A 15,236-nucleotide genomic window follows, 5' to 3' on the forward strand; every position below is an offset into this window, starting at 1 on the left:
AATTTCCCACTTTGCCTCACAGAGAAAAAACCGTTTTCTCGCTGCTCAGCAGTTTAATCAACGCGGCCACCAAGGCACCGGTTAACAACAAGGTAATGGCCGTCGCGATCAGTAGAGAATCCCACGGCAAAGCATTGCCTTTTACCACTTCCATAAGCGCTTTTTGTTGACCGGACACCGGCAGCCAACGCAGCACATCGGGGCCAATGTCGTAGCCGGTCACCATAGCCATGCCCATCGGCACAATCAGCACAATGGTTAAATAGGATTGCGCTTCTTTGAATGTCTTCGCCATAAACGAAACAAACAACTGCATGCTTGCGGCCAGCAACCCCAGAGGGAAACTGAACAGCAACATGTACAACGCAAAACGCGCATCAATAATTACATTGGCCCCCAGATCCTGCCAGGGCACAAAACTGTAGGCGATCTTCGACACCAGCAAAATCATACAAAGACCAAACAGGGCAAAACTACTGACCGCCAACAATTTCCCGAGCACCAGATCCCCCACCCGAATCGGCAAACTTAACATCAAGGCGAGAGAATTCCGCTCCCGCTCACCGGCGCTGGTATCGATGGCGAGATTCATACCTGAAATAAAAACGGCATAAATCATCATGAAAATAGCTACACCGATGATAAAGCCACCCTTGGCTTCAGGCTTGGCAGTATCTTTGGCCTGCACATCCAACACTCGAATCACTTCCGGGGAAACCCCTCGGGTTAACAGGCGAAGCGCCGCCACCTCCCTTGAAAACGACTGTAATTCTCTTTGTACACGCCGGATAGAACTGCGCAGATTATCATCGGAGAAGTCGGCCGTAATCGTGACCTTGGCCAGCTCGCCGTGCTGCATCGCATATAAATAGTTTTTGTCTATTTGCAAAGTAATGGCTTTGGCTGTTTTCCCCTCGGGCAACTCAGCATCGGGAAAAATATCGTGACTGGCCAAATGGCGCATCAATTCCAGTGCCTGCCGGCTGTTCTCCATCGTGATGTAAAGCGCACTGGGGCTTGAGAATTTATCAATCATGGCGACAAACAGCAGGCACATAATTAATGGCGTACCAATCGAATACGACAAGGCCGCCATTACCGAACGACGATCTCGAACAGCGTCCTTCATTTCTTTTTTATAAATGTTTATCCAGGCGGCCATTATGCTGCGATCCCCTCATCCGAACCGATTAGTGCGATAAATGCTTCTTCCAAACTGTCCTGCCCTGTTCGCTCACATAGCTCTTGAGGACTGCCCTGCGCAATTGCTCGGCCTGCGGCCATGACCACTACCTCATCACAGAGAGCGGACACCTCCTGCATCACATGGGATGAGAATAAAATACAGTGTCCATCAGCTTTCAGCGACAAGAGCAAATCACGCAATGTTCTCGTGCTCATCACATCGAGACCCCGCGTGGGCTCGTCGAGCACAATGTTTTTAGGCTTATGGACAATGGCCTGGGCAAGCGCAGTCTTCATGCGTTGTCCCTGAGAGAAGCCTTTGCAGCGACGATCGGCGATGTCTTGCATCTGTAAGCGTTCCAACACCTCGCTACAGGCTTGCTGTGCAGCGGCTTTTCCCAAGCCGTTCAATTCAGCAAAAAAGCCAATGTACTCTCTCGGCGAGAGTCGCTCGTACAGGCCAAAGGGATCAGGAAACAAACCCAAGGTTTGCTTGGCCGCCAACGGCTCGACACTGACATCAACACCATCCACCCTGGCCCAGCCATCGTCGGCACGCAACAAATTGAACAGGGTTCTCAAACAGGTGGTTTTTCCGGCACCATTTGGCCCAAGCAACCCCGTAATTTTTCCATCTTCGGCACTGAAGCTCAGGCCATCCAGTGCCTGAACATCGGCAATTTTCTTTGTTAAACCCTGAACCTCAATCATCGTCCATCGACTCCTCTGTTTCCTCAGCCAGGTCAGCGGCAGCCGAATTGGCGTTCAGGAAAAAACCTCGCTCCTTATCTTTTTCGACACAGCTCAAATCCACTTCGTCAGGATTCGGCTCAGCGATAAACTCAGCGATTAATTCGTTGGCACAGGTATGGCCGGCAACGCTGTGGGTCGCGTTGGGAAACACAACATGCAGACTGTTACCAAGTTGTGATTCCATCGTGCTTGCCCAGGCCGGGGGCGTAGCAGGATCGTATTTACCGGACAACAATAAACTCGGGATATCGCTCACCAAGGGTTTTTCAAAGTCACTTAGATTAGGAGCCACATTCCAAACAGGGCAAGCAATATCCAGAGCTGCCAGCATATCTTCGCCAATCAAACTGCCTTTCATTTGTGCGCGATCTTCGTCAGTGAGGCGAGGCCAGTCCTCAGCACACACAATGGCAGCGTGCATACCCATCGCCAATTCAAAACCCGACAAGGTCATACCGAACAAACCTAAAATTGGTCCACTGTCGCCAAGCTTGAGGCGATCTATTGCGTAAGGCAGTAAACTTCTCGCCTGCTGGCTATACAACGCCAAACGCAAAACACCATTGAGTTTGCTGCGTGTTAAACGCAGAGCGGCACCCTCAGCCGAGACCGGATGCTTCACGCCTTGCAACAAAGTTTGCCCACCGATGTTGCTCAATAGATCCTGGAAGTCCTGGCGCAGATTAGGGTAGCGCTGCTGACAGGCCGGTTGAGTTTCACACTGACTGAGCAGCAACTCCATGGCATGATCGACCGACTCACCCACAGCCAGAACATTCTGCTGCAAGGGCACTAGACCATCCATAATACCGGAGGCCACCGACTCGGGATAATGGCGCATATACAGTTGCACCATACGTGTACCGTAAGATGTGCCAAAGAGATGGAGCTTCTTATAAGCCAGCTTTTTCCGAATGGTTTCGAAATCCTCCAACGCCGCTCGACTGTTGTAGCCGTTTAAGTCAGCACCCAACTCATCTTTGCAGTTACGGGTTTCTTTCTCTATATCAAGGCTCTGGTCATCAAAGGATAACTGCTCGATGGAATCCATTTGATCACAGTGCAGTTTATTGGAGCGCCCGGTACCCCGTTGGTCGATGATCAGAATATCGCGCTCGCGGCGCACCTTATTAAGCAGGCGATTGAAGTGCCCGGCCAGATCCATCGCGGACTGTCCCGGACCACCAGCAATGACCAATACCGCTTCTTCGGGATATTTATCCCTCAGTGCCGGCAGCACCGCAAAATGAACATCAATGTTCTTCCCTGCACCGCTTAGTTCCGGCACTTCCACAGAACCGCAGGAAACTTGATCCGATAAATTGGGCAGATAGCAGGGGCTCAGCTCCCCCTCCTGTGCCGCTTCCTTTTCCGACTCAGCCCAAGACATGGGCGGTGCCAACACGAGCGCCAACATCAATGTGGCAAACAATGAATGCATAGTGTAAACCTGTTGTTATTTAAGCCTTGGATACTACGCGGGCTTATACAAAACGGCAAACGAGCGTACAGCCTCAAGTGTACAAGCCGCGAACTGGAAAGGTGTTACAGAAAAACAACGCGCTCACTGGCGAAGACGCGGAAACCACTGCGAATACCTTGGAACACATCAATGAAAATAACGCTGGAGTGAAAGCGGTATCAGCATTCATAAGGACCTGCTGATACCGGCATATCGCAAAATGATTATTTGGCGAACAATTCGAGAATGGACGAGAAATCCTTTGAACCTTTATCGGTTTGATCACTGCTTTTGTGCAGGCTATAAAGGTTTCGTGCCGCCGCCCCCATTGGCGTAGAAGAACGGCTGGCCAAAGCGGCCTCCATTGCCAGGCCGAGATCTTTCAACATCAGGTCAACCATAAAGCCACCCTGATAACCGTTACTGGATGGCACTCCGTCCATAACGCCCGGAACCGGATTGTATTTTTCAAGGCTCCAGTTACAACCTGAACTTTTCAGCATGATGTTCGACAACACAGCAGGATCCAAGCCGTTGTCCATTCCCAGCTGCAAGGCTTCGGCGGTTCCTGTCATATGAATCGCCAGAAGCATATTGTTGCAAATCTTAGCTACTTGACCAGCACCGGCATCACCCGCACGGAAAATATTAGCACCCATCGCTTCCAGAACTGGCTTGGCCGCGTCACACGCCGCTTCAGTACCACCACACATAAAGGCCAGTGTTCCCGCAGCTGCCGCAGCAACGCCTCCGGATACCGGCGCATCAATGGCAGAAATGCCAGCTTCGGATGCGGCCGAAATTAAATTACGGGCATTTTCAGGGGCGATTGTTGAACAGTCGATCACCAACGCATCTTTGGCAATCGCATTCAGTAAGTGATCATTGTGGATATAGAGGTTTTCGACAATTTGCCCATTGGGCAACATGGATACCACATAGTTGGCGCCATTAACCGCAGTGACGGCATCCGTGGCAGTTGAGCAGCCATTGTCCCGAGCTTGTGCCAATGCATCCGCAGACAGATCGAAGGCAACGACTTCAAAACCCGCCTTGACCAAATTGGCGGCCATGCCAGCCCCCATATTCCCCAAACCGATAAATGCGATTTTCTTACTCATAGGGTTCTCCTATTTTTAATTCCTGACCGGTCCTGGATTCACAAATGCGCCAGCGGGTCATCGGCGAAGGGCTCAAAAAAAGCCGCCACTTCTTCCTCGCTCACGTCCGCAATATTCTTGTGCTGCCAGTTTGGATTGCGATCCTTGTCGATCAGCAGTGCGCGAACACCTTCTTTAAAATGCCCTTTCGCAGCACAATGGCGTGACATGGTTAATTCCATGCGAAACACATCAGCCAGTCCCTTATGCGCACCTTCACGCATTTGAGCAACCACCAGATGAGGAGTCACCGGACAGCCATTACGCAAAGTGTCGATCGCACGTGACAGCCATTTATCTTCCGTTTGGTAATCAAGAATGTTCTGGCAGATTTCTGCCGTGGAATCACCATCACATAAGCTGTTAATCAGATCGTAGTTCGGGCGCACGTTCGGCTCCGGCATTTGAGCCGCAGACTGAGCTTCATAATGACGCAGCACTTTATTCACTGCGGATTCGGCACTGCCTGACCAATCCGCAGCTTGCAGATCACTCAGAACATTCGCACGATATTCATTTGCCACCAGGCGATCAGCAAGACCGACAAACTTGGCATCGCTCGCATTAATGTTCGCGCCGGTTAAACCCAGGAACAAACCGGTATTCCCTGGAGCGTGATTTAAAAACCAGGTCCCCCCCACATCCGGGTACAAACCAATGGTCACTTCCGGCATCGCCATTCGATTGGTTTCGGTGGCGACACGATGACTGGCCGCATCCATCAAGCCGAGACCACCGCCCATCACAATGCCATGCCCCCATAAAATGATCGGCTTTTTGAAGGTATGCATATGATAATCAAGGGCATATTCGCGACTGAAAAAATTCACGCAATAATCGTTGGGAATCTCTTCGCCATACGCTGCACTGCCACCATGCAATGCAACCACATCACCGCCCGCACAAAAAGCCTTATCGCCAGCGCCCTGTAGAAATACGCAGGCAATAGCATCATCTTCTTCCCAGGCACTGAAACGCTCCTGCAACAAATCAATCATTTGCAGGTTCAGGGAATTCAAAGACTTCTCAACGTTCAACGTCGCCAGACCAATCTTCTTACCACCCGCCGCTTCCAGCTCTTCAAACAAAACAGGTAATTCAGCCATCATCGCTTCTCAAAATAATTAGATTTTGGAAAATCCGTTTAATAAATGAATCAAAAATGAGTGCTTTCAGGGGTGCGATTTAGGTTCGAGAGCAAGGAGGCTCTGCGCACAGGAAGGGAGCGTACATTGAGTACGTAACCGACCGAGCACAGCGCCGACGCAGCTATCGGGCCTAAAGCGCGCACCTGAAGGTGCTCAATTTAAGCGTTTTTCCAATCGGGCTTTCTCTTCTCAATAAACGCCGCCACACCTTCTTTTTGATCCTGGGTATCCCACAGTTTCACAAAGGTCTCGCGCTCAAGTGCGCGGGCAGAATTCATGGTTTGATTGCGAGCCGCCATAATTAACTCTTTACATACGCGAACGGATGTTGGTGACTGACCCGCAACCTTGTCGGCCAGCTCGATCGCTTTTTCCAGTACAGAACCGGTAGGTACGACTTCCTGCACCAATCCTATCTGCTCTGCTTTCGGCGCTTTAACGCGCTCGCCCAACAGGATCATGCGCTTGGCCCAGGCTTCACCAACCAACCACGGCAAATGCTGAGTACCCAAACCACCCGGTAACAAACCAACCGCGGCTTCAGGCAAAGCTAACTGAGCCTGTTCTTCACACACACGGATGTCACAGGCCAGTGCCGTTTCAAGACCACCACCCATGGCAAAACCAGTGATGGCAGCAATGGAAACGCCCTGATAGTGCGCAAGCGCTTCAAACGCTTCACCGAAGGCACCGATAAATTCAAAAGCCTGGCCTTTGTCGTCGTGGTTAAAACGATTCAGATCGGCGCCGGCAGAGAAAAACTTTTCGCTTTCGCTGGCAATAATCAATGCGTAGTTGTCTTTATCAGCATTCAGTTCTTCAACTTTTGCTTTTAACTCGCGCAGGCTTTCTGGTGTCCAGGTATTGGCCGGCGGATTGTTCATGGTAATAATGCAGGTATGACCACGAGTTTCGTATTTTAATAGACCTGTTTCACTCATCGTATCGACTCCGTTGCTCCGTCTTGCAATATGCGGCGTGAGACCAACATACGCATTACTTCGTTAGTACCTTCAAGAATTTGATGAACACGAGTATCACGCACATAGCGTTCAATGGGATACTCGCGCAAATAACCGTAACCACCGTGAATCTGCATGGCTTCGTTGCACACTTTAAAACTGACATCGGTGGCAAACTGTTTCGCCATGGCGCAGTAGGTGGTTTTATCGGGATGATTGTTATCCAATTTAAACCCAGCCAAACGCACCATTTGACGCGCCGCTACCAGCTCAGTTGCCATGTCGGCCAGTTTAAACTGCAAAGCCTGAAAGTTCGCGAGACTTTTGCCAAACTGACTGCGCTCATGCATATAACGCTGAGACGCCTCCAATGCAGCTTGCGCCGTACCAACAGCGGTTGTCGCGATGTTAATACGACCACCATCCAGTCCCATCATGGCGAATTTAAAGCCTTCACCCTCTTTGCCAAGCAAGTAGTGCGAGGGGATTCTAACATTTTCAAAACTGATCGCGCGGGTTGGCTGCGCATTCCAACCCATTTTCGGTTCGTTCTTACCGTAACTGACGCCTTCAGCGTCGGCAGGAATAACAAACGCACTGATGCCTTTAGCGCCGTCTTCCTGACTACCCGTACGCGCCATAACGACAAGCACTTTGGTGCTTCCCGCACCTGAGATAAACATTTTTCCGCCATTGATGACATAGCTGTCGCCATCTTTTCTGGCACTGGTTCGCAAGGAAGCTGCATCACTGCCTGCATTGGGCTCTGTCAAACAATAACTGACGAGATCTTCACCCGTTACTAATGTGGGGCAAAATTCAGCTTTGGCCTGCTCAGTGCCCCAGTTGGCGATCATCCAAAGCGCCATATTATGAATGGAGATAAAGGCTGCCGTTGCGGTGCAGCCGCGAGCCAGCTCTTCCAACACAATCGCAGCATCGGTACGCTTCATGTCCATGCCGCCAACATCTTCCGGGCTGTACATGGCACAGAAACCCATTTCACCCGCTTTGGTGATGGTCTCAAGTGGGAAGATTTTTTCTTCATCCCAACTTGCTGCATTAGGCATAAGTTCGCCCTCAGCAAATGCCCGGGCGGCTTCCTGATAAGCCAGTTGATCTTCGTTTAAATTAAAATCCATGATTTTTCTCTTGGTGGATTTCTTGTTTCTAATCTATCGAATCGGGCTTCTCTGCCGTTTCTCTAGCAGCACTAGCTGGGATCATGCCGCCGTAAACCCATCCTTGGGGGCTCGGCTTCGGCATCCCTGCCTCAGACGCATTCTCCCAGCTAGTGCTGCTAGAGAAACTACAACATGAAAATTCAAAGCAACAAATTGAAAAGCCCTGAATAATGCTAAAAAAACCACAGTACTTAGAAGCGACTTACGGTGCTGTATAGCTTCCGCAACCGTCTTCGGCAAGGATGCCGAAGCCGAGCCCCCAGGGACGGGTTTACGGCGTGTTGCGAAAGCTATACAGCACCGTAAGTCGCCATCCACTATACCTAAACGACAATAATAAATAGAAAAATTACTTCATCGTAATCGTCATATTCAGTGCCGCTTCTTCCGAATCATCAAACCAGCGTTCAGTAATGGTTTTGGTTTCGGTATAGAAACGCACAGCTTGTTTACCATAGGCATGTTGATCGCCCATAAAGGAACCACGCCAGCCAGTGAATGAGAAGAACGGCAGAGGTACAGGCACTGGTACGTTAACACCCACCTGACCGACCAGAATCTCGTGCTTGTATTTACGAGCTGCGCCACCGCTGCCAGTAAAAATAGAAGTACCGTTTCCGTTTGGATTGTTGTTAATTAGCTCAATCGCTTCATCAAGGGTATCGACATTCACAACACACAACACCGGACCGAAGATTTCATTTTTATAAATCTCCATATCGGTTGTTACATTGGTGAAAATGGTTGGGCCAACCCAGTTACCGTCCGGAAAACCGTCAACCGTGCAGTCGGAACCGTCGAGAATACAGTTGGCACCTTCCTGCTTACCTTTTTCAATAAAACTCAGTACACGATCGCGCGCTTGAGGATTAATTTGCGGACCATAGGCCGCTTCCGGATCGTTCCAGGCACCCGGACGAATCTTTTGCGCTTCCGCTTTCAGCTCTTCAATCCATTCCTGACTCTTGCCAACAGCAACAACAACGGAGATAGCCATACAACGCTGACCCGCAGCACCGAAACCGGAACCGACCAGATTGTTAATAACTTGCTGCTTGTTTGCATCCGGCATAACCACCATATGGTTTTTCGCACCCACCATGCACTGAACGCGTTTCAGATTATGAGTACCTGTACGATAAATATGTTCGCCAACCGCCGTGGAACCCACAAACGAAATGCCTTTGACTTCAGGGTGAGTCAGCAATGTATCAACCTGTTCTTTACCACCGTGAACAACCTGCAAAACACCCTTCGGTGCACCGGCTTCTTCGAACAACTCGACCAGACGAGTCGGCGTCAACGGATCCTGCTCGGAAGGCTTCAAGATAAAGGTATTACCGCAGGCAATTGCCAGAGGGAACATCCATAAAGGAATCATGGCCGGGAAGTTAAATGGCGTAATACCTGCAAACACACCCATTGGTTGAGTTACCGAAAAACAGTCAATTGTTCGCGCAACATTTTCGACCGTTTCACCCATGGTCAAACTGGCGATGTTGCAAGCGTGCTCAACGACTTCAATACCACGGAACACGTCGCCCTTGGCATCTTCAAAAGTTTTACCGGTTTCCTGACACAGAATCTCGGCCAACTCATCGTGATGCTCTTTCAGCAGCTGCTGATACTTCAACATGATGCGGGCTCGAACGGGAACCGCCGTGTCTTTCCAGGATTTAAACGTCTCCGCCGCCGAAGCGATAGCGCGAGCCATCTCATCTTCCGTGGCACAAGGTACCTGAGTCAGCACCTCCTGGGTGGCTGGATTAGTTACAGGAATCAGCTGTTTGGATTGGCTCTGCTGCCATTCACCTTCAATAAAAAGAGGTACTTGGGAAGGAAAATTAAAGCTCATAATCACCTCGATGGTTAAATATTGCGTTATTGGAACCAGTAGAACACAGCTATAGGCGCCATTTCGATTGATTATATTGGCTTTATGATGGACTATATTGCTGTTTCCAAAGTATTAGATTACCCCGGACCAGCATGGCGATTACCTCAGATTGGCCCTTGCCACCTCAAGCGACACGCTTCCTCACTCCCCATGTTCTGTTTGAGTGGCTGATGGTCAACCCACTGACCAAAGGCTTATACCCCGTTGCCATGGGTTACTACCCCAGTGCCCTCGGGCACTACATGGAACGTCAGGAGCACGATAATCAACTGCTGCTTTACTGCACCGCAGGCAGCGGATATCTGCAGCTCGGCGATCAAGCCTCTGAGAGAATTCAGCGCGGTCAACTGATTGCCCTCCCCAAAGGACAGCCCCACAAATACTGGGCCGACCAACAAACCCCCTGGTCAATCTACTGGTTGCACTTCGAAGGAGAATTGGCGGAACAACTGATGGGGCTGCTCAGCCCTACGGGAAAAGGATCGATTCACAAGATTGGAACCAAACCACAGGTTCTGGCCGGATTTGAGGCACTCTTTGATGTTCGCTATACCGCCACCAGTCGAACCGGGTTTATTCACGGCTGCCATCAAACCCAGCAGTTGATCAGCCTGCTTGCCGTACTTGCCAGGCAATCACGCCTTGAGAGCAAACAGGCCATCAATATGGAAAAAGTCGAAGCCTTTATGCAGCAACATCTGCACAGCAACTTCAGTCTGGATGAGCTCGCCCAGCACATGCGACGGAGTAAATTTCATTTCAGCAAAGTCTTCAAAGAACTTACCGGACAATCCCCCATGCAATATTTTATTGCCATCAAAATGCAGCATGCCTGCAGCCTGCTCGACAGCTCCGGCCAATCTGTCAAACGCATCTCGGCGAGTCTGGGTTATGACGATGCCTATTATTTCTCGCGCCTGTTTAAAAAACAGATCGGCCTATCACCCAGCGACTATCGCCGAAGCCGGCATCAATAAAACAACAACCCATATAGCGTTTTTGGAAATATTCTCCCCAAGCTATTGGACAGCACTTAAATCCTCATACATACTTATTGAATTAGTACTTTTGCATGATTAGCCGGCGTTTTGCGATAGTTGTGTATGAATAAAAGTGGTTTAAACCCCGACTACATCAGGGTTATTTCAGAAGTTAGTCAATTTACCGGGACCGATTTTTTAAATCAGCTCTCCGTTCGGCTGGCGAGTTTAATTCAGGCTCAATATGTTTATATTGTGACCCTGGATTCTACCGTGGAGAACGCTCGAGTCGTCGCCGGCTTCGAGAATGGCCAGCAAGCCAAAGCCATGGAGTACCCTCTCGAAAACACCCCCTGCCAGGAACTCGCAAGCCAGGGCCGTTGCGCCTTCAATCTGAACGTCCAACAATGTTTCCCGGAAGATCACCACCTCGCTGAGATGAGTGTAAACTCCTACATCGGCACCGTACTTACCAATACACTGGGTCAGAAAATCGGGTTGATGAGTGCCCTGTACGAAAAGGAAATTCCCAATCCCGATTGGGCCCACAGCGTCTTCGATTTATTCTCCGTACGCGTTCTTGCCGAAATAGAACGCCATCTTCACCAGTTAGCATTATCTGAACAGCTTATCGAACTGGAGAGAAGAAACCGCGAAATACGGTTGTCCAGCAACATCCTGCATCGAGCCAATGAAGGCATACTGATTGCCGATCAGGATCAGAAAATCCGCACCGTTAACCCGGCGTTTGAAAGTCTCTTTGATATTAGCGAAGAGCAAGTTCTCGGCGAGCACCTCGATGTCAGCATGGTTGATTTGCCGCCGATCATTGAAGAATTTCCAGCCGGCCGCCGAGGCTACCGGCAAGTGGAAACCAGCCTGATCGCCATTCGGGAATTCAACGATGAGCCCCCCAGCTTTTACGTCAAATTTTATCGCGACAGAACCGAAGAGCAGCGCAGCAAAGCACAACTCCAGTATCGCTCAACCCACGATGAACAAACCGGCTTATTGCATCGACAGACCTTTTTACGTGAACTGGATACCCTCCTGGAAACCTTTCACCATGACAATCGTCGGGGTATCTATCTAAGCTTCGACATCGACAACTTTAAGTCGATTAACCAGTTTTTTGGCACCAGCACAGCCGACCAGGTGGTGAAAAGTTTTGCCCATGCCGCACGTGATCATTTTCAGGCCCAGGAATTGATTTGCAAATCCGGTGCGGATGAAATCAGCCTGTTTATTCGAGACAAATCTCATACAGAACTTGAACATGAAATCGTTCAATTCCGACAATTTATACGCGAAAAATTTTCAGCGCCGGGTTTTACCGGCAGCATTACCTTTACCTCCGGCGCAGCCCTGTTTCCAGAAAACGGGGCCAGCGCGAGCACCTTATTGAGTAATTCAGCCCTCGCGCTGCAAAAAGCCAAAGCCAATGGTAGAAATACACAAGTGCTTTTTGATCAGGATATAAAACGCGAAAGTGAACGCTTTCAGCATATATACAAATACCTGAGTCGAGACGGCATCGACCAGCGCATTTATCCGGTTTACCAATCCATCGTCTGCCTCAAAACCCGACAACTTATGGCCTTCGAAGCTCTTGCCAGATGGCGTAGCAAAGACAATCAGGTCATTTCACCCCAGGAGTTTGTGGAAGTCTGTGAGCACACCGGCCTCGTTCGCGAACTGGGCGACAAAATGTTTCGGGAAGCCACAGCCTTCTTGAAAACCGTTCGCAATGAGCTGGGGCTGGATCACGTCTGCCTGTCAGTAAACCGCTCACCCGCCGAAATTCTGGACCGCAGTAATATCTGCGAAAGGTGGCTGGAAACCCTCAATAGCAACGGTTTAAGCGCCCAGGATGTTCAGATTGAAATCACCGAAAATCTGATGATCAAAGACCCCGAGCATGCACTCAGGGAATTGAAAAAATTGAACGAGAACGGCTTCGCGCTATCGATTGATGATTTTGGCACAGGCTTTTCAAGCTTGGCCTACATCAATCGTTACCCGTTCTCGAACCTGAAGATAGACCGTTCATTTGTTTCCGATATCGAACACGATCCTTCCAGCTTGGCACTGGTAGAGTCGATCATCAATATCGCCAAAACTTTTTCCCTAACGACCATTGCCGAGGGTGTAGAAACCAGGGAACAGGCCGATATATTGCAAAAACTAGGTTGTGACAAGGCACAGGGGTTTTACTTTCACAAGCCCATGGACGCAGACTCATTCTTTACGTATTTATCAGAAACCCCAAAGCCAGGTAATTAGTGTTAAGTGGTATAAGCGGTAAAACACACCTACTGTTGCTGGTCATTGTTCTCCCGGTAACCATCATTGCATCGTATGTAGGTTTGCATAATTCGGCACTCAAAGCGGTTGAACACACAGCCTTGCAGTCGGCCCGCGTCATGGCGATGACCATGAACGCCGCTCGCATTCACTACAATAAAAACGTGGCCAAGAAGCTGAGCACCATCCCCAATATTCATATCGGTGCTGACTACGAAGACAAAGCCCAAGCCATTCCCAATCCCGCAACCTTCACCATTGAAGTGGCCGAAATGGTCAGCCAACAGCAACCCAATATTCGCGTAAGAATGTACAGCGAACACCCTTTCCCCAATCGGCAGGCAGAAGGTGGGCCACAAACCGATTTTGAATACAGCGCACTGGAAACGTTTCGGCAACAAAAGGCCAGCGGACAACAACCCAAAGCCGTATTTAAAAGTTTCCATATTGGGGGAAAACTGGAATTTGATTACATCGAACCTCTGGTGATGCAGGAAGCCTGTATTCAGTGCCATAACAAGCTGGATAACAGCCCCAAGAAAGACTGGAAAATTGGCGATATTCGTGGAGGCCTGTCTATTCGTCATATCATGGTTGATAACAGTGCCTTCGATCAACTAGAAGGTATTGCCATGCTCAGCATTGCCTTTATTGCGTCGTTCTCCACCATCATGTTGATCTGGAACTTCCGTCAATCCAGAAAACAATTACAAAGCAGCACCCAGAATTTTCTGAAAATCGCCAACAGCGATCCACTCACCGGTCTGCTGAATCGACGTGGTTTCGAGCAAGCCATTCAGCACAGCTGGCGAGAACACCGTATCAACAAGCAACACATGTCCATCATTTATTGCGACTTGGATAACTTTAAAACCCTCAACGATCAACACGGGCACGCGACGGGTGATATGCAGCTGATCAATGCAGCCGGCCTTATCTCGACCACGCTAAGGCAGGGCATTGATTTCGCGGCCCGCATCGGCGGTGATGAGTTTGTTATTGTGCTCAGCAACACCAACCAAAGTGGCGCCAAGAAAGTCGCCAAACGCTTACTCGAAGGCGGCAAAACTGTAGAGGGTGACCACCCACTGGAGTGGAGTCTCGGCATCGCCTGTGCGAAGGTCACTTCCGGCATTAGCGCCACAACCTTGATCAGCTGGGCCGACAAGGCCATGTACCAGGCCAAATCCGTGGCCACAGGCAACTATCAGGTTTATCAGGAATCCTGATCCCAGTATTCCAATCCGTAAAACAGGACACGTTTACTCAGCCCAGCACTCTACACTATTCCCATATCGCAGCTGCCGATGTCATACACCGGCAAGCGCTAAACCATCAAGTTTATTGGGAACACACTATGAAAGATTTTTGGAAAGTCATCGGCGTTCTACTGCTGGTCTGGGTGGTATATGACCTCTACGCCGGTTACACCATTCTACACGAAGTCATCTATATGGAAGAGTCACCAACTCTTTACTGGGGCGGCATCGTGATCTGGTTGACCCTCGCCATCAGCTGCTTTTTCTCCTGGGATAGCGAAGAAGAAAGCTGATTCCCGACACGTTTGATTCATCCCTTTTGATTTAAGCCCTTTCGCTTTAATCCAAAACAAAGCCAAGCGCTCAATGAGCCGCTTGGACTTTTGACCTTCTGTAAGGACATTTATATGAAATACCTGAAGATTCTCTTGTTGTCCGCTTTGACCATTACCCTGGCGGCCTGTAATAAAAGCAATATCAAAGCGGACTACGACACCGATACCAACTTCAGCAAGTTTGAGCGTTTCTATCTGGTGCCTTCCCGCCAAAGCACTTTGCGCGATACCCAGATAACCGATATGGAATTAGGTCGCGTCGAACGAGCCATCGCCAGCCAGGTAAAGACGCGCTACAGCGAAGTCTTTAACCCTCTCGAAGCGGATATTATCGTGAGCTACTATCTGGATTCCGGCAAACGCGACGGCGTCAGCCTGAGTGGTAACTACAGTGGTAATGCCAATAGCGGCTCCTGGCGAGCCAAGGCCAAAGAAGCCGATAGCCTGGAGCCGGAATTGATTATCGACATCAATTCCAATAGCAGCGGCAAAATGCTGTGGCGCGGCAGTGTGACGCTCGGCGAGGAGAGCAAAGCCAAGCCGGAAGAGCGTCAAAAGCGCTATGAAACCGCCATCGCCAAGTTGCTGGCCAGCCTGCCAAAATAAG

At 49.8% G+C, this 15,236-nt stretch carries 13 protein-coding genes; 5 read left to right on the forward strand and 8 right to left on the reverse strand.

What is annotated here, in order from left to right:
- Positions 1-16: 16 nt before the first annotated feature.
- The 8 genes from G8768_RS00145 to G8768_RS00180 all read right to left on the reverse strand — a co-directional run bounded on the left by G8768_RS00145 (position 17) and on the right by G8768_RS00180 (position 9,709).
- Positions 17-1,162 carry an ABC transporter permease gene (locus G8768_RS00145; RefSeq protein WP_166853205.1) on the reverse strand — a complete coding sequence of 382 codons (1,146 nt, stop codon included), beginning with the start codon at positions 1,160-1,162 and terminating at the stop codon, positions 17-19.
- Complete coding sequence (locus G8768_RS00150) at positions 1,162-1,896, reverse strand: ABC transporter ATP-binding protein (protein WP_166853203.1); 735 nt, start codon at positions 1,894-1,896, stop codon at positions 1,162-1,164. Before G8768_RS00150 ends, G8768_RS00145 begins: the two co-directional genes overlap by 1 nt.
- Positions 1,889-3,379, reverse strand: coding sequence for an alpha/beta hydrolase (locus G8768_RS00155; RefSeq protein WP_166853201.1), 1,491 nt, complete (start codon positions 3,377-3,379; stop codon positions 1,889-1,891). Before G8768_RS00155 ends, G8768_RS00150 begins: the two co-directional genes overlap by 8 nt.
- 245 nt (positions 3,380-3,624) lie before the next feature.
- Positions 3,625-4,521, reverse strand: a complete 897-nt coding sequence (mmsB, locus tag G8768_RS00160) for a 3-hydroxyisobutyrate dehydrogenase (RefSeq protein WP_166853199.1) — start codon at positions 4,519-4,521, stop codon at positions 3,625-3,627.
- 38 nt (positions 4,522-4,559) lie between these two features.
- Complete coding sequence (locus G8768_RS00165) at positions 4,560-5,666, reverse strand: enoyl-CoA hydratase/isomerase family protein (protein ID WP_166853197.1); 1,107 nt, start codon at positions 5,664-5,666, stop codon at positions 4,560-4,562.
- 200 nt (positions 5,667-5,866) lie between these two features.
- On the reverse strand, positions 5,867-6,649 hold the full coding sequence (locus G8768_RS00170; RefSeq protein WP_166853195.1) for an enoyl-CoA hydratase: 783 nt from the start codon (positions 6,647-6,649) through the stop codon (positions 5,867-5,869).
- A complete protein-coding gene (locus tag G8768_RS00175) occupies positions 6,646-7,812 on the reverse strand; it encodes an acyl-CoA dehydrogenase family protein (protein ID WP_166853193.1) in 1,167 nt (388 codons plus the stop codon). The genes G8768_RS00170 and G8768_RS00175 overlap by 4 nt, the downstream gene beginning before the upstream one ends.
- A 391-nt stretch (positions 7,813-8,203) precedes the next feature.
- Positions 8,204-9,709: a CoA-acylating methylmalonate-semialdehyde dehydrogenase gene (locus G8768_RS00180; protein ID WP_166853192.1), complete on the reverse strand. Its 1,506-nt coding sequence runs from the start codon at positions 9,707-9,709 to the stop codon at positions 8,204-8,206.
- Between the two features lie 134 nt (positions 9,710-9,843).
- Between G8768_RS00180 and G8768_RS00185 the strand changes: the two genes are divergently transcribed.
- From G8768_RS00185 to G8768_RS00205, 5 genes are all read left to right on the forward strand, one after another.
- A complete protein-coding gene (locus G8768_RS00185) occupies positions 9,844-10,728 on the forward strand; it encodes an AraC family transcriptional regulator (RefSeq protein ID WP_166853189.1) in 885 nt (294 codons plus the stop codon).
- 126 nt (positions 10,729-10,854) lie between these two features.
- A complete protein-coding gene (locus tag G8768_RS00190; RefSeq protein WP_166853187.1) occupies positions 10,855-13,014 on the forward strand; it encodes a putative bifunctional diguanylate cyclase/phosphodiesterase in 2,160 nt (719 codons plus the stop codon).
- On the forward strand, positions 13,014-14,264 hold the full coding sequence (locus G8768_RS00195; protein ID WP_166853185.1) for a diguanylate cyclase domain-containing protein: 1,251 nt from the start codon (positions 13,014-13,016) through the stop codon (positions 14,262-14,264). The genes G8768_RS00190 and G8768_RS00195 overlap by 1 nt, the downstream gene beginning before the upstream one ends.
- Before the next feature lie 128 nt (positions 14,265-14,392).
- Positions 14,393-14,587, forward strand: a complete 195-nt coding sequence (locus tag G8768_RS00200; protein ID WP_166853182.1) for a hypothetical protein — start codon at positions 14,393-14,395, stop codon at positions 14,585-14,587.
- A 114-nt stretch (positions 14,588-14,701) separates the two neighbouring features.
- Complete coding sequence (locus G8768_RS00205; protein ID WP_166853181.1) at positions 14,702-15,235, forward strand: DUF4136 domain-containing protein; 534 nt, start codon at positions 14,702-14,704, stop codon at positions 15,233-15,235.
- Position 15,236: the final 1 nt, after the last annotated feature.

It is taken from the genome of Pseudoteredinibacter isoporae (genome assembly GCF_011602085.1).
Lineage (GTDB): Bacteria > Pseudomonadota > Gammaproteobacteria > Pseudomonadales > Cellvibrionaceae > Pseudoteredinibacter > Pseudoteredinibacter isoporae.

Coding starts and splice junctions, on each gene's coding strand:
- G8768_RS00175 (WP_166853193.1), bottom strand. CDS start 7,812: ATGGATTTTAATTTAAACGAAGATCAACTGGCTTATCAGGAAGCCGCC.
- G8768_RS00155 (WP_166853201.1), bottom strand. CDS start 3,379: ATGCATTCATTGTTTGCCACATTGATGTTGGCGCTCGTGTTGGCACCG.
- G8768_RS00170 (WP_166853195.1), bottom strand. CDS start 6,649: ATGAGTGAAACAGGTCTATTAAAATACGAAACTCGTGGTCATACCTGC.
- G8768_RS00185 (WP_166853189.1), top strand. CDS start 9,844: ATGGCGATTACCTCAGATTGGCCCTTGCCACCTCAAGCGACACGCTTC.
- G8768_RS00145 (WP_166853205.1), bottom strand. CDS start 1,162: ATGGCCGCCTGGATAAACATTTATAAAAAAGAAATGAAGGACGCTGTT.
- G8768_RS00180 (WP_166853192.1), bottom strand. CDS start 9,709: ATGAGCTTTAATTTTCCTTCCCAAGTACCTCTTTTTATTGAAGGTGAA.
- G8768_RS00200 (WP_166853182.1), top strand. CDS start 14,393: ATGAAAGATTTTTGGAAAGTCATCGGCGTTCTACTGCTGGTCTGGGTG.
- G8768_RS00205 (WP_166853181.1), top strand. CDS start 14,702: ATGAAATACCTGAAGATTCTCTTGTTGTCCGCTTTGACCATTACCCTG.
- mmsB (WP_166853199.1), bottom strand. CDS start 4,521: ATGAGTAAGAAAATCGCATTTATCGGTTTGGGGAATATGGGGGCTGGC.
- G8768_RS00165 (WP_166853197.1), bottom strand. CDS start 5,666: ATGGCTGAATTACCTGTTTTGTTTGAAGAGCTGGAAGCGGCGGGTGGT.
- G8768_RS00190 (WP_166853187.1), top strand. CDS start 10,855: ATGAATAAAAGTGGTTTAAACCCCGACTACATCAGGGTTATTTCAGAA.
- G8768_RS00150 (WP_166853203.1), bottom strand. CDS start 1,896: ATGATTGAGGTTCAGGGTTTAACAAAGAAAATTGCCGATGTTCAGGCA.